Here is a 24403-nt window from a genome sequence, read left to right on the forward strand (position 1 = left end):
TGTGAACGTGCCCGAGGAGAAGACGTGGATTCCCGATTAAATGCTTTTCTTGAACGCGCCGATGCCGTTTTGGCCCGTATCGAACCGTTGCTGCCCACCCCTCGGCAAGTTATCGACTGGAATCATTGCCTTGCCGCGCGCTGGCAACGCGAGGGGCGCAGCGGGTTTCTGTTGCCGCTGGAAGTCAGCCTCGACATGCGTTTGTCCGACCTGATAGGTGTCGACCGGCAACTGGAGCAACTGGGGCGAAATACCCAACAGTTCCTCGATGGCATGCCGGCCAACCACGCATTGCTCTGGGGCGCGCGCGGCACCGGTAAATCGTCGCTGGTTCGCGCCTTGCTGGCCGAACACGCCAAGGCCGGTCTGCGGCTGATCGAGATCGAACGCGATCACCTGGCGGACTTGCCGCGCGTGGTCGAACAGATTGCCAAGCTGCCCCAGCGTTTCGTGTTGTTCTGCGATGACCTGTCGTTCGAGTCGGGCGAGGGTGACTATCGCGTGCTCAAGAGCGTGCTAGACGGCTCACTTGAACAGGCGCCGGATAACGTTTTGCTGTATGCCACGTCCAACCGTCGCCATCTGGTCCCGGAAAAGGAAAGCGATAACGAAAACTGGAAACGCGTTGACGGCGAACTCCATCCCAGCGAGGCGGTGGAAGACAAGATTGCGCTGTCGGATCGTTTCGGATTGTGGCTGTCGTTCTATCCGTTTACCCAGGAACACTTTCTCAACGTCGTCGAACACTGGATCGGTCAACTGGCCGACAAGGCGGGCCTTAAGTGGCAGCGAGACGAAGCACTGGACATCCTCGCGGTACGCTGGGCCACGGGCCGCGGTAATCGCAACGGACGTTGCGCGTATCAATTTGCCCGCTATTGGGTCGGGCTGAAGTTGTTGGAGCACAAGGCATGATCGATTTACAAAAGAGCGGCCAGGGCCTCGAAGGCTACGGCATGTTGTGGGCGCAATTGGAGTCATTGCTGGCGGACGAGCGGGATTTCATTGCCAACGCCGCGCAGTTCTCGGCGTTCCTGTACAACCAGCTCGATGACCTTAACTGGGCCGGGTTCTACCTCAATCGCAACGAAGAGTTGGTGCTTGGCCCGTTTCAGGGACAAATCGCCTGCGTGCGGATACCGTTCGGTCGGGGTGTATGCGGAGCGGCGGCGACCACCTTGCAGACCCAGTTGGTCGAGGACGTGCACGCGTTCCCCGGACACATCGCTTGCGACAGCGCGTCGAACAGCGAACTGGTGGTGCCACTGGTCAAGGAGGGGCGATTGATAGGCGTACTGGACCTCGACAGCCCGAAACTGGCGCGTTTTACCGCTGAAGATCAGGCCGGTATCGAGCAGTTGGCGGCGATTTTCCTGCGCCTGACCGACTGCTGATCATGCCCTCAAGCCTGCCTTGACCAGCAGGCTTGCCGGGTCCACCGCATCGATCTGTTTGGGATCGAGGAATCGATCGGCGTACTGCAAGTAGATTTGCGCGTTGATGAACAGCCCGAACAACTCAGGATCGATGTGGGCATCCCGGCACATGGTGGCCATGATGCCCAGCGCTTCGCTCAAGGACTTGGCTTTCTTGTAGGGGCGATCGGCGGCGGTCAGTGCTTCGAAAATATCGGCAATCGCCATCATCCGCGCCGGCAGGCTCATTTCTTCGCGCTTCAACTGTTTGGGATACCCGGTGCCGTCCATTTTCTCGTGGTGGCCGCCGGCGATCTCCGCGACGTTGGTGAGGTGGCCGGGGAAGGGCAGGTGGCTGAGCATCAGAATCGTCTGCACCATGTGGTGATTGATGATGTAACGCTCCTCGCGGGTCAGGGTGCCTCGGGCAACGCTCAGGTTGTAGAGCTCGCCCCGATTGTACTTGTAGGGCGGCACATCGAGTTTGAACCCCCAGGGATTATCCTCCGGAATCAGTTCGGCTTCGGGCCGTTCGAACAGGTGTTCGGGTTTGTCCGCCAGCAATGGCTCGCTGACCGGCAGTGTCGGTGCCGGGGTCCGCGCCTGACGCCGGTTCTCTTCCCAGGAAACGCCCAGCCGGTCATCCAGGGTTCGGCTCCAGGTGCGTTTGGCAATGCTGCGCAGGCGTTGCTGGTCGGACTCGGCCATCGCCTCGCCACCCAGGTTGCATCGGGCAATAAACGCGAAATCATCGTCCAGTCCCACCAGGGTGGCGTTGCGCAGTTCAGCCAGTTGCTGTTCGTCACCGCCCAGGGCCATGGCTTGCCAATAGCTGATCCAGGCATCGCGCTTGAGCACTTCGAAGCGGGTGCGGATTTCGTGAATACGGTCATTAAGGGTTTCCAGCTTCGTGGCTTTATCGACCACATATTCCGGAGTGGTGACCTTGCCGCAGTCGTGCAGCCAGGCGGCGATGTGCAGCGCTTCCCATTCGTCATCGGTGGGTTGATAGCCACTGAAGGCCGGGTCCTGGCTGGCAGCGGCAGCTTGAGCGAGCATCAGGGTCAGCGCCGGCACTCGCTGGCAGTGACCGCCGGTGTAGGGGCTTTTGGCGTCAATCGCACCCGCCAGCAGTTGAATGAAGGAATCCAGCAGTTGTTTTTGTTTGGCTTGCAGACGCTGACTTTCAATACTCACGGCGGCCGCGCCGGAAACGGCCTGGAGGAACGCGATGCGGTCCGGACGAAGTTTTTCCAGATCGCTCTGGTTGCCGGTATCGGCCAACAGCAGGATCAGCAGGCCCACGGTTTCGTTATGACGATTGTGCAGCCGAATGCCGATCAGATGAACGCGGGGACACTCCAGCGCATGCAACACCTTCTGCAAATCCCCGGCCTCTTCGAAACCAAGCGTGGTGACGACGTTGTCGGCATTCGACAGCTGTTGGAGCCATGCAGGGCTTTGCGGCGCCTGGAGTTCGTGTTCTCGAAGATCAAATGACGGCAATGCCTGTGAGGTGCCGTTGACGACCAGACCATAGGGCTCCATGCGATCGCCATCACTTTCGCGCAGGTAGATCAGACCGGCCTGGGCCTGGCCGATTTTCACGGTTTCAAACAACACCCGTTCCAGCAAGGGGGCGAAGCGAGTCTCGGCGCTCAGGCTGTCGGTGATCTGGAAAAAACTCGCCAGGGTGTCTTTCATGCGCGTCATCGACACGCTCAGTTGGTCGACTTCGAGCACGGGAGAGCGACGTGAGGCCGGAAAGTTGAAGTCAAAACTGCGAACCGCATCGGCCTCCCGCACCAGCGCGCGCAGGGGTTTAACCAGAATTCGCGAGGTCAGCCAGCCCAGCGGCAGGCACAGTAACAACGTGGCCAGGGTAATCAGCGCGCCTTGCCAGCGCATGCGGTAGGCATCGACGAGTAATTCATCTTCCGGCACCAGCAGCGCCAATTGCAGTCCCTGGGGCCCGCCCTCCTGCATGCTGCTGCGGGCAACGATCCATTGACGACCGGCGACATCCAGGCGATTACCTGCGGGGGGATTGTTGAGCAACGCGCCGAGGCCGGGGCTCAGGTCGGCGGCTTTGATCAGGCGGGCAGTCTGGTCGTCGATGATCAGTTTGCTGCTGTCGGGATACGCGATGGCATTCCCTTCGGCATCGAACAGCACAATGTCGGTACTGGGGGTCACGACATGTTTGGCCAGGGTTGCGGAGAGTTCCGCCAGGGTCAGATCGGCACCCATGACGGCCTGTTCGCCACTGCGCCGGGCCAGGGTAGTGCCGACATTGTGGGTGGAGAAAAAGATGTAGGGTTCGGTGGTGATCTGATCGCTGTCACTGCGGGCGTTGGCATACCAGGCGCGGATTCGCGGATCGTAGGTTTCGTCAGGGTTGTCCTGGCGGCTGATGAGGGCCAGATCCTGATCGAAAAACAATGATTGGGAGCGGACCTGACCGCTGTTGCCGGTTCGCTCAATGCTCCATACCTGATAAGCCGCAGTGTCCGGTGCCTTGAGGAGCGTTTTCAGGTCGGGGGTTCGCAAGGGCCGAACCATGAAGAAATCGCCGCTGCCGTAGCCCAGATACAACGAGGCCAGGTCGGGGTTGTCCTTGAGCGACTGGGTGAAGGGTTTGAGTAGCGCCAGGCGTTGCTCCAGGTCAGGTGCCTGGGTCGCCGGATATTCCGCCAGCAGGGACAGCAGATGGCGAATCGGTTCATAAGTGGCATGCAGGTCGAGACGGACGTCCTGCTCGATGCGGTTGAAGAGCTTTTCACTGCTGGAAAGAATGATCTGCGTGGTTTGTCGGTAGTTGAAAAGGCCCAGCACCACGCCAGTCAGCAACAGCAGGAAAGTGAACATCACGCTGATATGGACGTGCAGGGGAAACCGACGTTGATCCGGGCGCAGTGGGCTGGGCATTGCAGGTCTCTCCATGATGGTTAACGCACTGCTCAGCGTCCAAGCATAGTTAAGGCTCTGTCATTCTGCTTTTGTCGTTTTGGCCGATCTGTTGCTGCAATGCTTGCTCCAATTCGAGCATGGCGCGCTCTATGGCCTTGCTGCAATCGGCCACTTCGTCCTGATGGAACACTTCATGGCAGGCCTTTTCCAGCGCCTCGCAGCTGTCGATCACCCGGGACGCCTGGACGATTCGGGCGGCGCCCTTGATTTTGTGGGCCACGTCGAGAAATGGCTGAGGCTCTTTGGAGGGGGACAGCGCCAGTAGTTCTTGTCGGTCCAGACGGTTGCTGTTCAACAGTTCGGTCAACAGTCGCTGGTCCAATACCGGATCGCCACCGGTCAAAAGACGCAGTCCTTGCAGGCTGAACGCGGGATAGCGGACGGTTAGGCTGATACCTTCAAACCACTGACTCAAGGCTGTCAGGGTAAGGGGCTTGAACAGGCAGTCGTCCATCCCGGCTTGTTTGCAGCGTTGTATTTCTTCCGGTTGTGCGTTGGCGGTAAAACCCAGCACGGTACAGGGCGGGCGGTGCGTTTTTTGTTCATGTCGGCGAATGGCGCGGGCCAGTTCGTATCCGTTCATGATCGGCATGTTGCAATCGACAATCACCAGATCGAACGGCTCGGCTTCCCACGCCTGAAATCCCGCCTGGCCATCCGGCGCGACGCTGAATAGGTGGCCCAGAAACGCCAGTTGCTGGCACATGAGCAAGCGATTGGCGGGGTGATCGTCGACCACTAGAACATTCAACGGAGTCGTCGTGGTGCGGATTTGCGCTTCAGCAGTCTCCGGCATCTGTACGAGTGGCAGTGTCGCCAGGTGCAACGACACCTCGACTTGAGTGCCGACACCCGGCTGGCTGCTCAATTGCAGGCTGCCACCCATCATTTCGCACAGGCTGCGGCTGATCACCAGCCCAAGCCCCGCACCACCTCTGGCTAACTGCCCGGAGTGATCGGCCTGAGCGAAAGGTTCGAACAACCGCCGCTGATCCTGTTCACTGATCCCTATGCCGCTGTCGTGAACCTGCAACAGCATCCGGACTCGCTCAGGCTCGGCGGTCGGGTGCAGGTCGACGATAATTCTGATTTGGCCGTGCTCCGTAAACTTGATGGCATTGCTCACCAGATTGGACAAGACCTGCTTGAAGCGCATCGGGTCCAACAGGACATCAAACCCTGGATTGGCAGGGCGGAACTCCAGCAGCAGCCGGAGATTTTTCTGGCGTGCCAGTCCATCGAAGACCCGCACCACTGAGGCCACGATTTCATTTGGATTGACCCGTTCAGGGCTCAGGCTCAAGCGCCCGGATTCAATCCGGGCAATGTCGAGAATGTCCCCGATCAGCTCCAGCAGGTCCTTCGCCGAGTTGTATGCCACCTCGATGGCCGGGCGATCCGGGTGCTCATGATCGATGCGCTTCAGCGTCAGCTCGAGCATGCCGATGACCGCATTCATCGGGGTGCGGATCTCATGGCTCATGGTCGCCAGAAAAGTGGTTTTGGCTCGGTTGGCTTCGTCGGCGCGCTCTTTGGCATAACGCAGATCATCAAACAGTTGCCGCCGTTCGCTGATGTCGATCCAGCCGCCGATGATGCCTTGCACTTCACCGCTCGAATCACGGTAGGGAAGAATCCAGTGGTAAATCGTCAGTCTGCGGCCGCCGATGTGCAGTGCGCGATCGAGAATCAGCGGTATGCCCTCGGCCACGACGCGCTGGTAATCGGCCTGGTATTCCCGGGCTTCGAACGCATTGCTCATGCTGCCCTCGATGACGCTTTTACCGATCACGTCTTCACGTTTCGCGCCGAAGGCTTCCAGGTAACTGTCGTTGCAGCTTTGCAGCAGTCCCTGACGATCGCGGACGTAGATGGGATGAGGCGTGCCGTTGACCAGTGATCGCATGAATTCGAATTGATCGTTCAACGCACGCTCGGCCGCCTGACGCTGCTTTATCTGGCGACGCATGTAAGCGTTCCAGGCAACGGAAATCAGCAGAAGCCCCCCGGCACCGCTAACGATTTGGTAGAACAGTCGATGATAGTTGCGCCAGGTATTTTGCGACGCCGCCGAATAGCCGCGCCAGCGGCTGTTGATGATGCCCAGTTCTTCCGGCGCAATGCTCAGCAACGCCTTGTTGAGGATGGCGTTCAGCTCTTTGGCATCTCGGCCTGTGGCCAGGGAGAACGCGGCCTGCCGGGTGCCGATGGTGGTAGTGATTTGAAGGGTGTGCTCGAAAAGCCGCGATGAGATGAAGTAGTTGGCAATCACCAGTGAGTTCACCGCACCTTCTGCCTTGCCCTCGGCCAGCAACTCCACGGCGCTGAACGTGTCCGGGGTTTCAATCAGCTTGATCCGTGGGAACTCGCTGCGCAGATAATCCACCAGCGGATTGCCTTGAGCGATTGCCAGGCGTTTGTCTTGCAACTGCGCAAGGCTTGTCGGGCTGTCGGCGGCTTTGCGAGTCAGCAGGACAAAGGAGTTTTGCAGATAGGGGCGGGTGAAGTTCAGCGTCGTTTCACGTTGGGCACTGGGGAGCAGGGCGGCGATCAAGTCGGCCTTATTCTCCTTGATCTGCTCGATCATCTCGTCATCGCTGCGGCTGCGATGGACGTCGAAGCGCAAACCGGTGCGCAATCTGATCAGCTCGAGCAAGTCCGCGGTAACCCCACGAAAGTTGCCATCACTGTCGAAAAACGTCAGCGGCGCAAAAGCCTCATTGACCACCACACGCACTACCGGGTGTTGTGCCAGCCAGCGTTCTTCGTTGTCGGTGAGTTGCAGTTTTTGATCGGTGAGCAGTATGTCACTGCCAGCACTCCAGCGTTTGGCGATGTTGTCTCGTTCGCTGGTGGGGATGGCCATGAGCATTGCGTTGATGATCCCGAGCAGTTGCGGGTTGTCCTTGTGCACGGCAAAGCTGAAACCGTGGGCTTCGTGTTTACCGAAGTTGGCCATGCGGACGTTGTTCAGATAACCCTTGTTGATCATGTAATGGGTGGAAATAGTGTCACCCAGAAAAACGTCAGCCTGGTCGAAGGCAACGGCATTGATCGCATTCTGGTAGGACGGAAAGGACGTGATGATCGCCCTCGGATACATTGCCTTGACCTCCTCCAGCGGCAAATAGTGGTACACCATGCTCAGCCGTAGACCGGCCAGTCCATCGGTCAAGGATCTGGTTTCTCCTTCGCGTGTCACCAGAACCGGCTGGTCCACGGCGTAGGGGGTGGAAAGTACGATGTCAGCGTTGTGAGCTTCGAATCCATTGGCGGTCCCCAGCAAATCGATCTCGCCGTTTTCGAGTGCCTCTATAGCGGCCTCCCGGGACGAAAATCTCAGAACCTTGATTTGCAAACCGGTTGTTTTGCCGAGGATGCCCGCGTAATCGGCGGTAAAACCTTCGTAGTCGTGACCACTGATGGTCAGGTCGAAAGGCGGGTAGTCCGGGGCTGACGTGCCCAGGATCAGTGCCCGTTTATTCTCAATCCATTTTCGTTGTGCGTTATCCAGTTGGACTTCCTGGTGTCCGGCCATTGAGCGACTCATCAGGGTGTAGTTCTCGCTGACGGTCTGCGCAGCGGCCACTGAGGCGGTCAGGCATAAACCTGCGGCCATGAGTGTCAGATAATCCTTTATACGACTGGGCATCCTGTTTCTCACACTAACGCGTTACGTTTTGCCATATCGATGAGTTCAACCAGGGATTTGGCTTTGAGTTTCTGCATGAGGCGTTTTTTATAAGTGCTGACAGTCTTGTTGCTCAGAAACATACCTTTGGCAATTTCCTTGTTGGTGCGGCCTTGGGCAAAGAGTTGCAATACCATCAGTTCCCGGTCATTGACTGACTTGAACAGTTCCAGGTCGGCGAATCGCGCGTCATCACAGCGAACAGGATTCAAGGCCTGACTTGGAAAATAGTTGTAACCTGACAATACGGCTTTTATAGCACTGACCAGTTCGCTCAGGTCTTCCTGTTTGCACACATATCCCGATGCACCGGATTGCATGCAGCGAATACCGAAAAGTGTCGGGCATTGTGCTGTTAACACCAATGTTTTCAGGCAGGTACTCATTGCGTTGAAACGGGCGAGAACTTCCAGCCCATCCAGTTTGGGAATGCTGATGTCGAGAATGACCAGGTCAGGCATGCATTCGCGAACCATCTGCATGGCGTCGACCCCATTATCAGTTTCGCCGACGACTTTGTAACCTTCATGTTCAAGCAACATTCTGACGGCAAGGCGGATGACCGGGTGATCGTCGACAATAAAAACGGAGTTCATAATCAAATCCCATACGAGCTCTAATAAAGCGCGCACCTTAGCTCAGATAGTTGAGGTGACGCATGAGCTGACGGACCGGCAGCGGCAATATAGGAACAATCCTACAGCTGAAGAAGAATGGGACTACGTATCAACTAGGTTTTTTATGAAGAAGGGTAAAGGTTGTTGATAGTTAGTCGAGAGGCTGGAAGTATTTAATTGTAAGTTTTGAGTTGTGTTTTGGCTGGATTTTTAGTGCGCTTGTTATGCGATTTTTTACAATGAGGCCAAGGTCAACAAGTTTCTAAATTCGGATTGTTTCAGCGGTTTGATCAAGTACCCCAACAATGGCAGTCCGTGTTCGTTGGCCTTTTTTTCAAGTTCATCCAGTTCGGCGGATGTCAGGCTACTTAACAGTATTGCCTGTCTAATCATCCCCCGGTGGCTGGCGAATTCGACCAGATCAAGCCCGCAGAGGTCGGGCAGACATTGATCGCACAAAAGAATATCAAATGGTTGCACAGCCTTGAGCATTTGTTGCAAGGCGCCATCGGCACTGTCGGTGGTGGTCAGTTGGGTGAAACCGTAACTCTCAAGCAGGTATTGAGTCGCCCGGAGTTGGAAGGGATGATCTTCCACCAGCAAGATACGTAGATCGTCTTTGAACATAGGAGTATTCACGCTTCTTCTGTCGAGCTGAAGGAAGCGAGATTATTTCGCGAGGTTACCGAATAATCGATCAGTTAGCTCAGCGCGTGTTGTAGGGATATTCGGCGAACGTTGAGTGCACTTGGGGTTTGAGAGGAAAATCAACCATTGCAGGCGGCGTAATCGCTGATCACCCAGGTCTTATCAGTGGCTCGAACGACCGGTCATCTCCAGCGCCATTTCACTTGCATAACTGTCGGTCATGCCGGCGATGAAATCAATCATCCGTAGAAACGAGGCGTGCAATGAGCCGTGAGGATCGGGCGCATTGTTACCCAACAGGTCGAGGACTCGGCGACTCTTGAAGGACGGCGTTCGACCGTTGTGCTGTTCCAGTGCCGCGCCGCAGAAGGCGTTGAGCAGGATTTCCAGCGTGGTGTAGGCGCCGATTTCATGCAGGGTCTTGCGCTTGTCCTGGAAGATTTTTTTCCGCGCCATGTCCTTGGCATTCAGGACGCAACGCTTGGCGGGGCCGTGCATGTGCTCCACCAGATCACCGGGCAGCGTACCGGCCAGCAACGCATCTTGTTGCTCGACAAAGGCCCGGGCTGCGGCGTTGGTCAGGTGTTCAATGGCTTTGCCTCGCAGGATCGCCAGTTTGCGCCGCCGCGAATCTTGTGGGCCGAGCTGGCGATAGGTTTCCGGCAGATCGTCACCCACAAGGTCCAGCAACAGGGACTCGACTTCGGCGTATTCCAGCAACTCCATTTCCAGACCGTCTTCCAGATCGATCAGCGCGTAACAGATGTCATCGGCAGCCTCCATCAGATACACCAGTGGATGGCGCGCCCAACGCTGTTCCTCGAGTTGCGGCAGGCCGAGTTTATGGGCAATTTGTTCCAGAAGCGGCAATTCGCTCTGATAGCAGCCGAACTTGTGTTTTTTGTAGCCCAGTGAGTCCGCGTGTTTTGCCGTCCATGGGTACTTCAGATAAGTACCCAGCGTGGCGTAGGTCAGCCGGGTGCCGCCGTCGAACTGGTGATATTCCAGCTGGGTGAGTACCCGGAAACCTTGGGCATTGCCTTCGAAATTGAGGAAATCATTGCGTTCGACTTCGCACATTGCATCCAGCCAGCCACGGCCGGCGGCTTGCTGGAACCAGTGGCGAATCGCGTCTTCGCCGGAATGGCCGAAGGGCGGATTGCCGATGTCATGGGCCAGGCAAGCCGATTGCACCACCATGCCCAGGTCGCTGGGCTCGCACCAGTCAGGCAGGGCGCTGCGGATGGTTTCGCCAACGCGCATGCCCAGCGAACGGCCGACGCAGCTGACTTCCAGCGAATGGGTCAGGCGCGTGTGGATATGATCGTTGCTGGTGACCGGATGGACCTGGGTCTTACGCCCGAGGCGGCGAAACGCGCCCGAGAAAATGATGCGGTCGTGGTCTTTGTGGAAAGGACTGCGGCCGAGTTCTTCCGGGCTGTGCAGAGGCTTTCCGAGGCGTTCGCGGGTAAGCAGGGTTTGCCAATCCAAGGCTGGTTCTCTCCGTCGAGTGACTGAAACCCTAGCTTCCGGGTTCGCGTCAGGACCTGCAAGGGAAAAACACGCACACACCTGTAGGAGCACGGCTTGCCGGCGATGGCGGTGTATCAGGCGCTGCAATATCGAGTGAACTGCCGTCATCGCGAGCAAGCTCGGCTCCTACAGCCCGGCGGCGTCGATATCAATGAGCAGCAGTCGCTCGCCGTGGTCGAAAAATTGCCCGGCGGTGAGGCAGTACTGGTTGCTGGTGGCATCGCGGTAAGTAGTGGAGAGCGTCAGTCTTCGCTCATCCCAACCCTCTGCCAGCAGGTGATAGAAGTAGGGACGCCATGACCAGTTGTGGCCCAGGTAGCGATTGTCGGCCTCCCAACCGTTGTTGCGCCATTCAAGGTTGGGCGTCAGCTGCGTACCGTGGCGGTCGCATTGGTAGAAGCGCAGCAGCCAGGGAAATGCATCCAGTTGTGGCAAGGCGCTGAGCGGTGCTCGGGCCTGAGCCCATGCTTGCAGGATGGTCATCAGCTCGCTGAGTTGCTGGCGCATGATCATCAGGCGACCGCGCTCAGCCAGCTTCTGCTGAACATAGCGCTGACGCAGTTGCGCGAAGCGCTCGACAAAGGCGTCCGTGGTAAAGAAACCGGCTTGCGCCCGGGCGAACAGAAAGCCCTGAACGTAGCGCGAACCGCACTCCAGGGCAAAACTCAGTTGAGCCTCGGTCTCCACCCCTTCGGCGATGATCCAGCAACCGGTTTTCTCCGCCATTTGTGCCAGAGCCTTGACCACGTCGCTGCTCGGTCCACCCAACGCAGCAGCCTGGAACAGGCGCATGTCGAGCTTGAGAATGTCCGGTTGCAGCGCGAGTACGCGATCAAGCTGAGAGTAACCGGCACCGAAGTCATCGATGGCGATCCGCGCGCCGGCCTTTCGATAGCGCGCCACGACGTCGGCCAGGCGCTGAATATCGCCTCCCAGTTCGGTGATCTCGAAGACAATGCGTTGCGGGTCGACGTTGTGCCTGCTCAATTGCTTGAGGCTCGGCAGAGCCTGGTCCTGTCGCAAGCGGTTGATCCAGCGTGGCGATATGTTCAGGCTCAGAAACCAGTCCGAAGGCGCTTCATGCAGGCGGCTCAGCGCGTTATCGCGGATCTGGCGATCCAGACGACGCAGCGCGATGGCGGGCGTTCGCGGGTCGGCGAACAGCGGCCCCACCGAGGTCAGTTGACCGTCGGCCTGGCGCAATCTTCCCAGTGCCTCGACACCAGCGATACGGCCGGTGGCGGTATCGATGAATGGTTGAAAACAGGCGAGCGGTTGCCCGTCGATCACGAGGCCTCCTTGGTCAGGTCTTGTTATTGGATAAAACCTGTTCACCGGGCAGGCACGCAGGATTGAACCCCTCGATAAAGAGGTTCAATCCCGATGTTGCAAGAATGCAGCCAGATAACGGCCTTAGTGGTGACGCGAAGAGCCTTGCATGACCAGCTTGATCAATGGCCCCAGCGTGGCGCCCAGACGAACCAGTCGAGTGAGGCTGCTGACGCCACCGCTCTTGGCGCCCTTACCCGTCAGAAAGCCCAGCAAGGTGACGGCTGCCACGCCCCAGAGTGGAGCGTGCTTGATGCCGAAGCCAGCTTGCAGGTTTTGCGTCATCCCGCGCACACGCTGCAAGGGTTGCAGCAATTCCCGGGATTCGTGGCGGATTTCCTGGCGATGCATTTCCATGCGCAGGCGGATCAGTGCCTTGCGCATTTCGGTGCGCGAGCTGTTGTGAGGCAGTTCAGGCAGGCTCATGGCAGCAGACGCTCCCGATCGTTGGCCAATTCTTCCAGGGTGCCGTGGAAGGGCGACGATTCATCGAAAATCGCCGCTCTCAAGCGCATCCCGCAGAAGACGCATGCAAGGGTGTAGAACACGCAGAGTGCGATGATGGCGGGCAGGCGATAGGTGTCCCAAAACAGGATCATCACTAGCGTCGACAACCCCACCAGCAACAGCAAGGCAAAAACCAGCGCGAGGCCTGCAAACAGCAACAGGCTTACGGTGCGCGCTTTTTGTTCCTGCAATTCGATGCCGAACAGTTCGACATGGCTGTGCAGCAGTCCAAGAAACGCGGCACCCAGGCGACGCGGTGAGGAGCTTGGGCCCGTCGCGGACGAGCCGGATTCGCCGATCGCCATATCAGCGCCGAGTGGCCAGCAAGCCAAGCAGGAAACCCACGCCGGCCGCGATCCCGACCGATTGCCATGGGTTGGCCTGGACATAGTCTTCGGTGGCGGTAACGGCGGCCTTGCTGCGTTCGCGCAGGGAGTCTTCGGTCAATTTCAAGGTTTCGCGGGCACGCAGCAGACTGTCGTGGATTTGCTCGCGCAACTCATCAGCCTGATCGCCGGCCAACGTTGCGGTGTGCTCCAGCAAGCGTTCGGTGTCGCTGACCAGAGTCTGAAAATCATTCATCAGGATTTCTTGAGCAGTCTTTGCCTTGATGCTGGCCATGGGTGGATCTCCGTAAGTGGCTTCTGAAACGTTCGAGTATGAGCCTTGCGCGAAGGTTCAGTACAAATGACTGGTACAACTTTTGCTACGTCGTGGTGCGTCTGGCCTGCGCCGTTGCGCTGTTGCCGGGCAGGATTCGAGCAAAACCTTATCTCAAATAATGAAAACTCGCGCAAAGGTTCCAACCTTGTGCGCCAAAGTGGCTCATCGGGATCACTGGTTGATCCCGGCAAGGTGCAACTTGGTGCATGAATTGTCTGCGCGAACTGCTTTGGTGCTTTTTTAGCCTTCAGGTCTGCCAACCCCATGGAAAATCTGCAAAGCGCTGTGGACACTCTGGTCCATAGCTCCAATACGTTGTTCATTCTGATCGGCGCGGTCATGGTGCTGGCGATGCACGCCGGTTTCGCCTTTCTTGAAGTCGGCACGGTTCGACAAAAGAACCAGGTCAACGCCTTGTCGAAGATCCTCAGCGACTTCGCCATTTCGACCCTAGCCTACTTCTTTATAGGCTATTGGATTTCCTATGGGGTGACCTTCATGCAACCGGCGGCGGTGATCAATGCGGATCATGGCTATGGGCTGGTGAAGTTTTTCTTCCTCCTGACGTTTGCGGCGGCGATACCCGCGATCATCTCCGGCGGCATCGCCGAGCGTGCCCGCTTCGTCCCGCAGTTGTGCGCGACGGCACTGATCGTGGCGTTCATCTATCCGTTCTTCGAGGGCATGATCTGGAACGGTAACTTTGGCCTGCAAGCCTGGTTGCTGGAGCAATTTGGCGCCAGCTTCCATGATTTCGCCGGCTCGGTGGTGGTCCACGCCATGGGTGGTTGGCTGGCTCTGGCGGCGGTGTTGTTGCTCGGGCCGCGCAATGGTCGTTATCGCGAAGGGCGATTGGTGGCGTTCGCGCCCTCGAGCATTCCCTTTTTGGCGCTGGGGTCGTGGATCCTGATCGTTGGCTGGTTCGGTTTCAACGTGATGAGCGCGCAAACCCTGCAAGGTGTCAGCGGGCTGGTGGCGGTGAACTCGCTGATGGCCATGGTCGGCGGTACCGTGGCGGCGCTGATCGTCGGGCGCAACGACCCGGGCTTTCTGCATAACGGCCCGCTGGCCGGACTGGTGGCGATCTGTGCCGGTTCCGATCTGATGCATCCGGTGGGCGCGCTGATCACTGGCGTCATCGCCGGCGCATTGTTTGTCTGGTGCTTCACTGCGGCTCAAGTCAAATGGCGCATCGACGATGTGCTGGGGGTTTGGCCGCTGCATGGTTTGTGTGGCGTCTGGGGCGGGATCGCCTGCGGCATTTTCGGCCAGAGCGCGTTGGGTGGGCTGGGCGGCGTGAGTCTGATCAGCCAGTTGATCGGCACCGCGCTGGGGGTGGTCGTGGCGCTGGCCGGTGGCTTTGCCGTGTATGGCGCGATCAAGGCGTTCCATGGCTTGCGCCTGAGTCAGGAAGAAGAGTATTACGGCGCTGACTTGTCGGTGCACAAGATCGGCGCCGTCAGTCAGGACTAGGTCTCTTCGTCGTCAGCGCCAGGATAGAAACCGTGCAGCAGACGATAGCGGTCGTGCCGAATCTGGTCGGCCCGCTCCTGTACCTGATGCGCGGGTAATCCCAGCATGATCAGCGCGTGGGAGGCGAGCATCAGGCTCGACTCCAGCAGTTCGGGCACGACTTCGCTGGCGCCGGCTGCCTTCAACTCGGCCAGTTGGCTGTCGTCGCGTGTGCGCACCAGAATCGGCACGGTCGCGTTGAGTTGCCGCGCTTCCTTGAGGATCAGTAAAGCGATGTCGGTCTGATCCACGGCGATCACCAACAGCCTGGCGCGCTCCAGCCCTATCGCGACCAGCAGTTCACCGCGACGTGAGTCGCCATAATGCACATAGGTTTCACCCACGGCGGCTTCGTGGACACGCACCGGATCAGTATCCAGTGCGATGTAGGGTTGCTGCGCGTTGCGTAGTGCGCGTCCGATTGACTGGCCTACACGACCATAGCCACAGATCACTACATGGTTATGCAAGTCGGCGTTGAGTGCGCTGATTTCCTCGAGTTTCGCTTCTTCATTGGGCTTGCGATGCAGGCGTGTGGCGATGCGGGGTGCGGCGCGCAGCAACAACGGCGTGACGAGCATTGAACAAAAGGTCGCCGCCAGCAGCAGTCCGCCAAAATCCGCGGGCATCAGTTTGTTCTGCTGCATCTGTGCCATCAGCGCAAAGCAGAACTCGCCGCCCTGGGCCAATGCCAGGCCGCTGCGCCAGGCGGTTTCGCCATCGCTGCCACGCCATTTGACCAGCAGCGCAACGACGCTGCCCTTGAGCACCAACAACCCCAGGGTCAGGCCGAGAATCAGCAGGCCGTGGCTGGCGAACAACTGCAAGTCGATCAGCATGCCGATACTGACGAAGAACAGCCCGAGCAGGATGTCGCGGAACGGGCGGATGTCGGCCTCGATCTGATGCCGGTAGTGGCTTTCCCCCAGCAGCATGCCGGCGAGAAACGCACCCAGGGCAGGGGAGAGACCGAGCAGGTGCGTCAGCCACGCCGTCAGCAGAACAATCACCAGTGCCAGTAGCACGAACAGTTCCGGGGAGCGGGCAGCCGCCACTTCATGGAACAGCCGCGGCAGCAACCAGCGACTGGCCAGCAACAGGCCGACGAACAATACGACGGTTTTACCCAGCGTCAGTGGCAGCGCCCAATACCAGGCCTGGTCGCTGCTGCCAGCGAACACCGGCACCAGGGTCAGCAGCAATACCGCCACGACGTCCTGGAACAGCAACACGGCGATGGCATTCTGGCCCTGACTGCTGAAAATCTCGCCGAGACTGCTCAACTCTTTACTGACAATGGCTGTGGAAGACAGCGACAGGCCGGCGCCGAGTAACAGCGCAGGCGTGATCGGCATGCCGAGCAGCATCAGCAAACCGCCCAGCAGCATCCCGGAGCACAGCACCTGCAGACTGCCCAGTCCAAACACCACTCGGCGCAACACGACCATTTTCGACAGGGAAAACTCCAGCCCAAGGGAGAACAGCAGGAACACCACGCCCAACTCGGCGAGGTCCGGCAGCTCTTCGCTTTCATTCACCCAGTTGAATGCGGTTGGCCCAATCATCAACCCTACGCACAGGTAGCCCAGCACCGGTGGCAATCGCAGGCGCTGGAACAGTGCAATCACCACCAGGGAGGAGGCGAGGATGATCAACAGGTTGGCGAACACAGAAAACTCCGGTGATGGGCGCTGGCAATTCAAGCGTAGAGGCAAATAATCCGTGAGCATCGCGCAATGGGTATTGAAGACGACTGATGTGCGTCAGCGTATTGCTGCGATCCGTTGCCGTTATGGCCCAAGGGTAGAGCATTCAATGGCTCGACGGCTTTTCGGGGCGGGCCTAGAATGATGACTTAATTTTTTAGGTTGAGCGCTCATGCTTCCTGAATGTCAGCTGTTCGGCACCCTTGGGTGTCATCTCTGTGAAGTGGCAGAAGCCATGCTGATGGAATTTGTCGAGCGCGGTCTGCTGGTGGAACTGGTGGATATCGCGGACGACGAAACATGGTTCGAAGCTTACAGTCTGCGTATTCCGGTATTACGGCGGGTCGATACTGGCGCTGAGCTGGGCTGGCCGTTCAGTGCCGATCAGGTAGTGGCGTTCCTGCGTTAAGCGGTTGTTGCGGTGGCGATGGCCCGCCTGTCGAACTTTGCGATGGATCCTCTTGGCTTTACCGGCACTGATCGGATACTGTATGCGCATACAGTTATTCGTAATGCCTGCCTTGCACCCCTGGTTTTCGGGTTTGGGCAGGCGGTCGGGGCGTGAGAGGGATGAATCGTGGTCAATGTCGAACAATTGAAGAACAGCGTGAACCGGATGTCGGCGGACGTGGTGCGCGAGGCTGTCCTCGAATTGCGTCTGGATGGCCTGGTGACAGAAGGAAAAACTCCCTTCAATAAACTGCATTTCAATACCTGTTTCGCCGAAATTGAAGCCTTGTTCCAGCGCGCGGGCTATCACCGGCAGCTGGATGTCGTGGGCTATCAGGGCTTGTTGTATGCGCTTTATGACCCTGGTCGCTGGGAGGCAGTCGATGTGCTGCGCTGGCTCAAGGAGTTCACCGAAGCGGCAGCGCGCACGCAGATACCGGCTTGAGGATTCTCTTCTAGGCTCGTTCCGGCCGCTGTTGGATAATGCCGCCCTGTATTGAGGGTTAGAACTTTCGTATGTCCACTTCATCTTTTTCTGCTGCACACAACCAGGCCAGCACGCTCTACTTGCCGCCTGGTCCGTGGCAGACCGTACTCGATTGTCTGTGCGAACACTTCAGCGCCATCGGTCGTGAACAATGGCTGGACAGAATCGCTCGCGGTCGTGTCCTCGACGGTCACGGCATGCCGATCGCCCTTGATCTGCCTTACAAGGAAGGCTTGCGGATTCATTATTTCCGTGAGGTGCCGGACGAAAAGCCGATCCCGGTGGTCGAGTCGATTCTGTACGCGGATGAGCATCTGGTCGTGGCGGACAAGCCGCATTTTCTGCCAGTGACTCCGGCGGGTGAATACGTGGAGCAGACCCTGTTGCGACGGCTGATCCGTCGACTCGATAACCCGCATCTGGTGCCTTTGCATCGCATTGACCGGCACACAGCGGGGCTGGTGCTGTTTTCCGCCAACCCTCAGAGCCGTTCTGCCTATCAGTCGTTGTTTCCCACGCGGCAGATCGAAAAGCGCTACGAGGCAATTGCCCGAGCGTTGCCTGAACTTTCTTTTCCACTGGTCCATAAGAGTCGGCTCATCGATGGTGAGCCTTTCTTCCGCATGCAGGAAGGTCCGGGCGTCAGCAATACCGAAACGGCTGTCGAAGTCAGGGAGAAGAACGGTGATCTCTGGCGTTATGCACTTTACCCGGTGACGGGCAAGAAGCATCAATTGCGGGTGCACATGACAGCCTTGGGCGCCAGCATCTGCAACGACCCGTTTTATCCGCACGTACTCAAGGATGTTGAGGATGACTATGCCAATCCTTTGAAACTGCTCGCTCAGGGATTACGGTTTGTGGACCCGGTCACCGGCCAGGAAAGAGCATTCGAAAGCAACATCACCCTGCAGTGGTGATCACGAAGTTCAGCGAGTCTGCTGATCTTCAGCCACGAAAAAGCCCGCATAAAGCGGGCTTTTCCATATCCGGTTGTCACCGCAAAAATTACAGCTCTTTGACGGTACGAACCTGATCCTTGTTGATGCGGGTCTGCTTGCCATCCAGTTGTTCGAATTCGTAGAAACCCGAATCCTTATCGAACTTTGGCGCGTCGACAGCCTGGATTTCTCGACCGTCATTCAAGGTGATCACTGTAGGCGATGCGCAACCGGCGAGGGTAGCGAGGCCCAGTGCGAGCATGAAAGTGGCGAGGGTCCGTTGAGTCATGAGTGTGTCTCCGAATATGAATTCTTTTGGTTGCTGAGCTTGAGACGTGTACAGCGCGTGCAAGTTCCTTCTCCTGTCAGTCTGACACAGAGTTGTGGGCACTTAACAGTTCTGGTGTGTTGAGGTTGGCCAGGCGAGGATCATTGTCGGGGCATTGCAGGGCGGTAGCGCCCAGTTTGCGCATGAGGCGACCCGGGCTGCGTTCGCCGTCGTTCCAGGCACTGTCGAAATCTGCCAAGAGTGCCACGGGGATAATGCACAACAAGGGTTCCCAGTGTTCATCATGGCGCAGCATCAGCGGTTGGTCCGGGTGCTGGCTGGCGGCTTCGCGCATGCTATTGAGCAGCGCTGCGTCGATACGCGGCACGTCACAAGGCAGCACCAGCAAATGCGCATGACGGGCGGCCTTCAGGCCTGCGCGAATACCGGCCAGGGGGCCTGGAAAGTCGCCTTCATCGTCATGAACCAGTTGGTCGGCGTAGGGCGCGTACTTTTCCAGGTTTCTGTTGCAGGAGATGATCAGGTCATCGCTCAATGAACGGGTCTTGCGGTGCAAGTGGGCAATCAGTGGCTCGCCGTGCCATTCCAGCAACCCTTTGTCCTGACCGCCCATGCGTTGGCCACGACCACCTGCCAGGAGCAGAATGGAACAGGGCGGCAAATGTGTATTCGAGGTCATGGCAGGTCTCCATGGGGGCGGCGAAAAAATGAGGCGCTGTGATATAACACCGGGCTGTTTCTCCTACAACTGGATGAGCCTATGAAAGCCAAGGCTGATGTACCTTTCGCACCGCTCAACATCGCGGTGCTGACGGTCAGCGATACCCGTACCCTGGAAACCGATACCTCAGGCCAGGTCTTCGTCGACGGTTTGAGCGCTGCCGGCCATAACCTGGCGGCCCGGGTTCTGCTCAAAGATGATCTCTACAAAATTCGCGCGCAAGTCGCCAACTGGATTGCCGACGATGTCGTGCAGGTAGTGCTGATCACTGGCGGCACCGGTTTTACGGGACGCGACAGCACTCCGGAAGCGGTGAGTTGCCTGCTGGACAAACAAGTCGACGGTTTTGGTGAGCTGTTCAGGCAGATATCGGTGGCGGATATTGGCACCTCTACTATTCAGTCCCGTGCCCTGGCCGGCCTGGCTAATGGCACGCTGGTCTGCTGCTTGCCAGGTTCGACCAATGCCGTGCGCACCGGTTGGGATGGCATTCTTGCCGAGCAGCTGGATTCGCGGCACCGCCCGTGCAATTTCGTGGCCCATCTCAAACAGGCGGCACCCTGTGAATCCCGCGGGTAAGCCAGGCAAGACTGGCAGTCTGATGGCTGTCGAAGTGGCACTGGCACGCTTGCTGGCAATGGCCGAAGCCTCACCGATTCGTGAGCGTGAACGCTTGCCATTGGCGCAGGTTCAGGGCCGGGTGCTGGCCGATGATCTGGTCTCGATGCTTGATCTGCCACCGTGGCCCAACAGTGCCATGGACGGCTATGCCTTGCGCGTGGCCGACTGGACTGGAGAGCCACTGGTGGTCAGCCAGAAGATTTTTGCCGGTCAGGCTCCGGAGGCATTGAAGCCTGGCACCTGTGCACGAATCTTCACCGGTGCGCCAGTGCCCGCTGGTGCAGATTGCGTCGAGATGCAGGAAAACACCGAGGTTCAGGCGGATGAGCGAGTACGTTTCACCGAAACCATGGCCCCGGGACAAAACATTCGTCCTCAAGGCCAGGAAGCCACTGTTGGTGAATTGATTCTGCCAGCCGGCACGCGTCTCGGGCCGATCGAACAGGGGTTGGCTGCATCGCTGGGATGCGCAGAGCTGGACGTGATTCGCAAGGTTCGCGTTGCTGTTTTGTCCACCGGGGATGAACTGATTGAACCGGGTCAGGCTCTGGGGCCGGGACAGATCTACAACAGCAATCGAGTGTTGCTGTGCGGTTGGTTGCAGCGCTTGGGCTGTGAGGTGATCGATGCCGGAATTCTTCCGGATGATTTAGCGACCACCCGCACTCAACTGGGTGAATTGAAAGATGTCGATCTGATCCTTTCCACCGGTGGTGTCTCGGTGGGAGAGGCTGACTTTCTGGGCATTGCCTTGCGGGAAGAGGGCGAGTTGACGTTGTGGAAACTCGCCATCAAACCCGGCAAACCGCTGACATTCGGGCATTTTCGCGGCGTACCTGTGATTGGTTTGCCTGGCAATCCGGCTTCAACGCTGGTGACCTTTGCTTTGTTGGCAAGGCCCTATCTCTTGCGCCGACAGGGTGTAAAAGAGGTTGAGCCCCTGAAGTTTCAGGTGCCTGCAGGGTTTGCATGGCCAAAAGCAGGCAATCGGCGCGAGTACTTACGCGGACGTCTGGAGAATGGCCGGGCAATTATCTACAGGAATCAGAGTTCTGGTGTACTGCGTAGCGCTGCCTGGGCGGATGGTCTGGTTGAGGTGATGGAGGATCGCACGTTGATCGAAGGTGACTGCGTGAGCTTCATCCCGCTGAGCGAAGTCCTGAGCTGACTCCTGCCGCTGGCTTACTGCGCAAACCCGGTTGATCGAACCGGGTTTTGCGTTCTTGGCTTACCCTTGGTGAGCCAGGAGTGTCACGACCTGGTCGAAACGGCTATTGGCGATCCAGGCCAGAACCCCGATGACCACGGCTGTTCCGAGAGCCGAATAGGCAAGCCTGTGTTTTATCGATTTGACGTCACTACGGACTTCATCCAGGTCTCGCCGGATGTATTTGAGGTGTGTCTCCAATTCAACGACGCGAGATTCCAAAGCAGCTTCTCCAATGGGCTTTGCGCTGTTTTTGAATTCAGCCTGATGATTGGCGCGTTTTTCTGCGAACGGTACGACCGGAATGACCGGTGACCTGATCTCTTGGCTTTGCATGGCACGTCCCTGTGTAGTTCCTGCTGATGTTTGATAACTGCAGGCGCCAAGGTGTACCAATCGCATGGGTCGGTCAATTGAGCCGATTCCTCACATCTTGTAAGAAAAATTCCCGCCTTGTAGGACGCCATACTGCTTGACTTCAAATAATTCAAATTCTTGCGACTTTTATGTGGAGAGATGAGGTCAACATCTCCCATACGGAATTCAATCATGGGAGTGACAACTAATGAGCGAACGCAAGGCGCTGTTGATTCTGCATGGCAAGCAAGCGCTCAACGAGGCGGTTCGTTCTGCCGTTGCGGACAAGCGCAAACAGGGTTGGGAGCTGGCCGTTCGAGTGACCTGGGAAGCGGGCGACGCGCAGCGGCTGGTGGATGAAGCGCTGGCGGCAGGCTACATGCAGATCATCGCCGGTGGCGGTGACGGTACCTTGCGCGATATTGCCGAAGCCTTGGCGGCGCATTCGACGCAGGCCAGCCTGGTACTGATGCCCTTGGGGACCGCCAATGATTTTGCGCGTGCCGCCGGCGTGCCTCTGGAGCCCGCGCAGGCGCTGGAACTTCTCGACATTGCACCGAGCGCCATTGATCTGGGGGAGGTCGGCGGGCAGGTATTCCTGAATATGGCCACGGGCGGTTTTGGCAGTCAGGTCACGGCAAACACCTCGGAGGACTTGAAAAAAATCCTCGGGGGCGCGGCTTACCTGTTCACCGGTTTATCGCGCTTCAGTGAGTTGCACGCAGCCTATGGCGAGTTGCAGGGGCCTGATTTCCAGTGGAGTGGCGAGCTGTTGGCATTGGGCATCGGCAATGGCCGGCAGGCCGGCGGTGGACATGTGTTGTGTCCAGAAGCGCTGGTTGACGACGGTCTGCTGGACATCAGTATTCTGCCTGCGCCGCAGGAAGTCGTCGGCACCTTGAAAACCCTGCTCGCCGATGGCTTCGGCATCGACAACATGTTTGTGCGAGTCCGGTTGCCGTGGGTCGAAATCAAGGTCTCGGAAGGCCTCTACATCAACCTCGATGGCGAACCTCTGGAAGGTGACAACTTGCGTTTCTCGACACGTCCAGCGGCGCTGCGCGTGCATTTACCTGAAAACTCGCCGCTGCTGGGGTCATCGCAATTGATCAATCATCCAGGCTGATGATCTGCTCGCGAACGGCGAACAGCACCAGGCCTGCCACATCGTAGATCTGCAAGCGCTTCATGATCTGCGAGCGGTGGGTTTCAACGGTCTTGATGCTGAGGCCCAGGCCATTGGCAATTTCCCGGGTGGATTTTCCGCGAACGATCAGCCGAAGGATTTCCAGCTGACGCGCTGTCAGGTTGTGCGAGTCGGCAGGTTCCGGCTGGTTTTTCTGGGTTCGGGTCAGCGCCTGGTTGATGACGGTGTGGGCGATGGCCGGGCTCAGGTAGCGTTCGTTGTTACGCAAGGCATCCAGGGCATGTTCGAGCTCGGTAGCCGTGGTGTCTTTGAGCAGGTAGCCATGTGCACCGGATTCCAGTGCCTGCATGATGAGTGCTGGATCAGTATGCATCGACAGGATCAGCACCTTGCTCTGCGGGCGTACTCGTTTGAGTCGCTGCAAGGCGTCAAGGCCACTGGTTTCCTTCATGGAAATATCCAGCAGGACGATGTCGGGGGACAGCTGCTCGACCATCTCGAGCAACTGCGAGCCGTCATTGGCCTCACCGATTACCGCGTAGCCGGGAATATCCAGCACCAGAGCGCGCACGCCTGCCCTGATAAGCGAGTGGTCATCCACCAGAAGTAAGTTACAAGTCAACGCATAACCTTATTCGTACTGGCCCGTTCGAGCGCACGAGGCGCCCAGGGGAAGAGTGCTTCGATTTGAGTGCCTTTGCCCGGCTCGCTGGTCACGCTCAGTGTGCCTCCCAACTGATTGATCCGTTCCGACATCCCTGCCATTCCGCGTTGCCCTTCACGACCTGGATCGGTCGCGGGCGCGAATCCCAGGCCATCGTCACTGATCAATAGTGTCAGGCCCTGAGGCTGACGTTGCAGGCGGACCAGCAGGTTTTTCGCTTCGGCATGGCGCAATATATTGGTCACCGCTTCCTGAGTAATTCGAAAGGCGGCCAGCGTCATTTCCTCCGGTATACCGGCCAAACGCTGATGGCATTCCAGGCTCCAGTGCACCGGCGTATTGGCCAGCGTCTTGAGTAAATGCGCCCGCAGACTGGCTTCCAGCCCGAGACTGGTCAGCTGCCTCGGATTGAGAATGGCCGATACGTCTCGCACTTTGGCCAGGGTTTCTTCCAGCGTATCGCAGAGCACCGAACACTGGCCCTGAAGTTCTTCGGGCATTCGGCGTTTGAGCCAGTCGCTTTGAAGTTTTGCCGCGGTCAGCAATTGGCCGATATCGTCATGCAGTTCCCGACTGAGCCGGCGACGTTCGTTTTCCTGAACCTCCAACAGCCGGTCAGCCAACTCCTGGGGTTGAAACTTTATCGACTTGCGCGAAAGACAGTACTGCACCCCGACGCAGGTCAATGCCGCAATATTGAGTACCAGCAGACTCAGCGGCAGGGGAGTTGACAGGCTATAAATCAACAGGCAGCCAAGCGCCGAGCAAGTACACAACACAAGCGTGACCAGGCGCGCGTTTTTTCGGGAGGGTGGCTTTAGGGTGATCGACTTGAGGCTGGCGTACATAGCGGATGGAGCCAATGGATGTTCGCTGCGGGAAGACCGGGCATCGTGGATGACGGGTCTCTGTCTGGAGTCACTCTGCC

At 58.0% G+C, this 24403-nt stretch carries 24 protein-coding genes; 9 read left to right on the forward strand and 15 right to left on the reverse strand.

The genetic code is table 11. From position 1 onward, the window contains the following. Window positions 1–24 precede the first annotated feature (24 nt). Both ACMXYI_RS15090 and ACMXYI_RS15095 read left to right on the forward strand, forming a co-directional pair. A complete protein-coding gene (locus ACMXYI_RS15090; protein WP_415773780.1) occupies window positions 25–915 on the forward strand; it encodes an ATP-binding protein in 891 nt (296 codons plus the stop codon). Beyond that, complete coding sequence (locus ACMXYI_RS15095; protein WP_415773781.1) at window positions 912–1394, forward strand: GAF domain-containing protein; 483 nt, start codon at window positions 912–914, stop codon at window positions 1392–1394. The genes ACMXYI_RS15090 and ACMXYI_RS15095 overlap by 4 nt, the downstream gene beginning before the upstream one ends. On the opposite strand, the gene ACMXYI_RS15100 is transcribed toward ACMXYI_RS15095, so the two are convergent. The 9 genes from ACMXYI_RS15100 to ACMXYI_RS15140 all read right to left on the reverse strand — a co-directional run bounded on the left by ACMXYI_RS15100 (window position 1395) and on the right by ACMXYI_RS15140 (window position 13331). Continuing rightward, window positions 1395–4343, reverse strand: a complete 2949-nt coding sequence (locus ACMXYI_RS15100; protein WP_415773782.1) for an HD domain-containing phosphohydrolase — start codon at window positions 4341–4343, stop codon at window positions 1395–1397. Window positions 4344–4392: 49 nt separating this feature from the next. Then, window positions 4393–8037, reverse strand: coding sequence for a transporter substrate-binding domain-containing protein (locus tag ACMXYI_RS15105; protein WP_415773783.1), 3645 nt, complete (start codon window positions 8035–8037; stop codon window positions 4393–4395). Between the two features lie 8 nt (window positions 8038–8045). After that, window positions 8046–8672 (reverse strand): response regulator, encoded by a 627-nt coding sequence (locus ACMXYI_RS15110; protein WP_415773784.1) that lies wholly within the window; start codon window positions 8670–8672, stop codon window positions 8046–8048. A gap of 255 nt (window positions 8673–8927) precedes the next feature. Next, entirely contained in the window at window positions 8928–9320 is a 393-nt protein-coding gene (locus ACMXYI_RS15115) for a response regulator (protein ID WP_095131946.1), read from the reverse strand. Between the two features lie 183 nt (window positions 9321–9503). Then, window positions 9504–10832, reverse strand: a complete 1329-nt coding sequence (locus ACMXYI_RS15120) for a deoxyguanosinetriphosphate triphosphohydrolase (RefSeq protein WP_415773785.1) — start codon at window positions 10830–10832, stop codon at window positions 9504–9506. Window positions 10833–11000: 168 nt separating this feature from the next. After that, on the reverse strand, window positions 11001–12164 hold the full coding sequence (locus tag ACMXYI_RS15125; protein ID WP_415773786.1) for an EAL domain-containing protein: 1164 nt from the start codon (window positions 12162–12164) through the stop codon (window positions 11001–11003). A 123-nt stretch (window positions 12165–12287) separates the two neighbouring features. Further along, window positions 12288–12629, reverse strand: a complete 342-nt coding sequence (locus ACMXYI_RS15130; RefSeq protein ID WP_415773787.1) for a hypothetical protein — start codon at window positions 12627–12629, stop codon at window positions 12288–12290. Further along, window positions 12626–13015 (reverse strand): phage holin family protein, encoded by a 390-nt coding sequence (locus ACMXYI_RS15135; protein WP_201182589.1) that lies wholly within the window; start codon window positions 13013–13015, stop codon window positions 12626–12628. The genes ACMXYI_RS15130 and ACMXYI_RS15135 overlap by 4 nt, the downstream gene beginning before the upstream one ends. A gap of 1 nt (window position 13016) precedes the next feature. Then, a complete protein-coding gene (locus ACMXYI_RS15140) occupies window positions 13017–13331 on the reverse strand; it encodes a DUF883 family protein (protein WP_046049174.1) in 315 nt (104 codons plus the stop codon). Window positions 13332–13637: 306 nt separating this feature from the next. Here ACMXYI_RS15140 and ACMXYI_RS15145 point away from each other — a divergent pair, with 306 nt between their 5' ends. Further along, window positions 13638–14846 (forward strand): ammonium transporter, encoded by a 1209-nt coding sequence (locus tag ACMXYI_RS15145; protein WP_415773788.1) that lies wholly within the window; start codon window positions 13638–13640, stop codon window positions 14844–14846. Here ACMXYI_RS15145 and ACMXYI_RS15150 read toward each other — a convergent pair. Continuing rightward, window positions 14843–16555, reverse strand: coding sequence for a cation:proton antiporter (locus ACMXYI_RS15150; protein ID WP_415773789.1), 1713 nt, complete (start codon window positions 16553–16555; stop codon window positions 14843–14845). The two genes, ACMXYI_RS15145 and ACMXYI_RS15150, sit on opposite strands and share 4 nt — an antisense overlap. Window positions 16556–16763: 208 nt before the next feature. Here ACMXYI_RS15150 and ACMXYI_RS15155 point away from each other — a divergent pair, with 208 nt between their 5' ends. From ACMXYI_RS15155 to ACMXYI_RS15165, 3 genes are all read left to right on the forward strand, one after another. Then, window positions 16764–17000, forward strand: a complete 237-nt coding sequence (locus tag ACMXYI_RS15155) for a glutaredoxin family protein (RefSeq protein WP_111452360.1) — start codon at window positions 16764–16766, stop codon at window positions 16998–17000. 168 nt (window positions 17001–17168) lie between these two features. Beyond that, window positions 17169–17486, forward strand: a complete 318-nt coding sequence (locus tag ACMXYI_RS15160; protein WP_008145883.1) for a hypothetical protein — start codon at window positions 17169–17171, stop codon at window positions 17484–17486. Between the two features lie 71 nt (window positions 17487–17557). Then, window positions 17558–18448 (forward strand): pseudouridine synthase, encoded by an 891-nt coding sequence (locus ACMXYI_RS15165; RefSeq protein ID WP_415773790.1) that lies wholly within the window; start codon window positions 17558–17560, stop codon window positions 18446–18448. Window positions 18449–18536: 88 nt separating this feature from the next. Here ACMXYI_RS15165 and ACMXYI_RS15170 read toward each other — a convergent pair whose 3' ends face one another. After that, on the reverse strand, window positions 18537–18758 hold the full coding sequence (locus ACMXYI_RS15170) for a YgdI/YgdR family lipoprotein (RefSeq protein ID WP_033059146.1): 222 nt from the start codon (window positions 18756–18758) through the stop codon (window positions 18537–18539). Window positions 18759–18834: 76 nt separating this feature from the next. Next, window positions 18835–19437, reverse strand: coding sequence for a molybdenum cofactor guanylyltransferase MobA (gene mobA, locus ACMXYI_RS15175; protein ID WP_046054415.1), 603 nt, complete (start codon window positions 19435–19437; stop codon window positions 18835–18837). A gap of 81 nt (window positions 19438–19518) precedes the next feature. On the opposite strand from mobA, the gene moaB reads away from it, so the two are divergent. Further along, a complete protein-coding gene (moaB, locus tag ACMXYI_RS15180; RefSeq protein ID WP_415757372.1) occupies window positions 19519–20058 on the forward strand; it encodes a molybdenum cofactor biosynthesis protein B in 540 nt (179 codons plus the stop codon). Beyond that, window positions 20042–21268, forward strand: coding sequence for a molybdopterin molybdotransferase MoeA (locus tag ACMXYI_RS15185; protein ID WP_415773791.1), 1227 nt, complete (start codon window positions 20042–20044; stop codon window positions 21266–21268). The genes moaB and ACMXYI_RS15185 overlap by 17 nt, the downstream gene beginning before the upstream one ends. 60 nt (window positions 21269–21328) lie before the next feature. On the opposite strand, the gene ACMXYI_RS15190 is transcribed toward ACMXYI_RS15185, so the two are convergent. Then, window positions 21329–21643 (reverse strand): hypothetical protein, encoded by a 315-nt coding sequence (locus ACMXYI_RS15190; protein WP_415773792.1) that lies wholly within the window; start codon window positions 21641–21643, stop codon window positions 21329–21331. Between the two features lie 229 nt (window positions 21644–21872). Between ACMXYI_RS15190 and yegS the strand changes: the two genes are divergently transcribed. Continuing rightward, entirely contained in the window at window positions 21873–22790 is a 918-nt protein-coding gene (gene yegS, locus ACMXYI_RS15195) for a lipid kinase YegS (protein WP_415773793.1), read from the forward strand. Here yegS and ACMXYI_RS15200 read toward each other — a convergent pair. Further along, on the reverse strand, window positions 22774–23433 hold the full coding sequence (locus tag ACMXYI_RS15200) for a response regulator (RefSeq protein WP_033059158.1): 660 nt from the start codon (window positions 23431–23433) through the stop codon (window positions 22774–22776). The genes yegS and ACMXYI_RS15200 overlap by 17 nt on opposite strands. Then, window positions 23430–24323: a sensor histidine kinase gene (locus tag ACMXYI_RS15205; RefSeq protein WP_415773903.1), complete on the reverse strand. Its 894-nt coding sequence runs from the start codon at window positions 24321–24323 to the stop codon at window positions 23430–23432. The genes ACMXYI_RS15200 and ACMXYI_RS15205 overlap by 4 nt, the downstream gene beginning before the upstream one ends. Between the last annotated feature and the right edge of the window lie 80 nt (window positions 24324–24403).

The organism is Pseudomonas lyxosi (assembly GCF_047758685.1).
Classification (GTDB): domain Bacteria; phylum Pseudomonadota; class Gammaproteobacteria; order Pseudomonadales; family Pseudomonadaceae; genus Aquipseudomonas; species Aquipseudomonas lyxosi.

What these genes read in the sequence shown, in the direction of transcription:
- ACMXYI_RS15095 (WP_415773781.1), top strand. Translation starts at nt 912, where the DNA reads ATGATCGATTTACAAAAGAGCGGCCAGGGCCTCGAAGGCTACGGCATG.
- ACMXYI_RS15100 (WP_415773782.1), bottom strand. Translation starts at nt 4,343, where the DNA reads ATGCCCAGCCCACTGCGCCCGGATCAACGTCGGTTTCCCCTGCACGTC.
- ACMXYI_RS15105 (WP_415773783.1), bottom strand. Translation starts at nt 8,037, where the DNA reads ATGCCCAGTCGTATAAAGGATTATCTGACACTCATGGCCGCAGGTTTA.
- ACMXYI_RS15110 (WP_415773784.1), bottom strand. Translation starts at nt 8,672, where the DNA reads ATGAACTCCGTTTTTATTGTCGACGATCACCCGGTCATCCGCCTTGCC.
- ACMXYI_RS15115 (WP_095131946.1), bottom strand. Translation starts at nt 9,320, where the DNA reads ATGTTCAAAGACGATCTACGTATCTTGCTGGTGGAAGATCATCCCTTC.
- ACMXYI_RS15130 (WP_415773787.1), bottom strand. Translation starts at nt 12,629, where the DNA reads ATGAGCCTGCCTGAACTGCCTCACAACAGCTCGCGCACCGAAATGCGC.
- ACMXYI_RS15135 (WP_201182589.1), bottom strand. Translation starts at nt 13,015, where the DNA reads ATGGCGATCGGCGAATCCGGCTCGTCCGCGACGGGCCCAAGCTCCTCA.
- ACMXYI_RS15140 (WP_046049174.1), bottom strand. Translation starts at nt 13,331, where the DNA reads ATGGCCAGCATCAAGGCAAAGACTGCTCAAGAAATCCTGATGAATGAT.
- ACMXYI_RS15145 (WP_415773788.1), top strand. Translation starts at nt 13,638, where the DNA reads ATGGAAAATCTGCAAAGCGCTGTGGACACTCTGGTCCATAGCTCCAAT.
- ACMXYI_RS15155 (WP_111452360.1), top strand. Translation starts at nt 16,764, where the DNA reads ATGCTTCCTGAATGTCAGCTGTTCGGCACCCTTGGGTGTCATCTCTGT.
- ACMXYI_RS15165 (WP_415773790.1), top strand. Translation starts at nt 17,558, where the DNA reads ATGTCCACTTCATCTTTTTCTGCTGCACACAACCAGGCCAGCACGCTC.
- ACMXYI_RS15170 (WP_033059146.1), bottom strand. Translation starts at nt 18,758, where the DNA reads ATGACTCAACGGACCCTCGCCACTTTCATGCTCGCACTGGGCCTCGCT.
- mobA (WP_046054415.1), bottom strand. Translation starts at nt 19,437, where the DNA reads ATGACCTCGAATACACATTTGCCGCCCTGTTCCATTCTGCTCCTGGCA.
- moaB (WP_415757372.1), top strand. Translation starts at nt 19,519, where the DNA reads ATGAAAGCCAAGGCTGATGTACCTTTCGCACCGCTCAACATCGCGGTG.
- ACMXYI_RS15190 (WP_415773792.1), bottom strand. Translation starts at nt 21,643, where the DNA reads ATGCAAAGCCAAGAGATCAGGTCACCGGTCATTCCGGTCGTACCGTTC.
- yegS (WP_415773793.1), top strand. Translation starts at nt 21,873, where the DNA reads ATGAGCGAACGCAAGGCGCTGTTGATTCTGCATGGCAAGCAAGCGCTC.
- ACMXYI_RS15205 (WP_415773903.1), bottom strand. Translation starts at nt 24,323, where the DNA reads ATGTACGCCAGCCTCAAGTCGATCACCCTAAAGCCACCCTCCCGAAAA.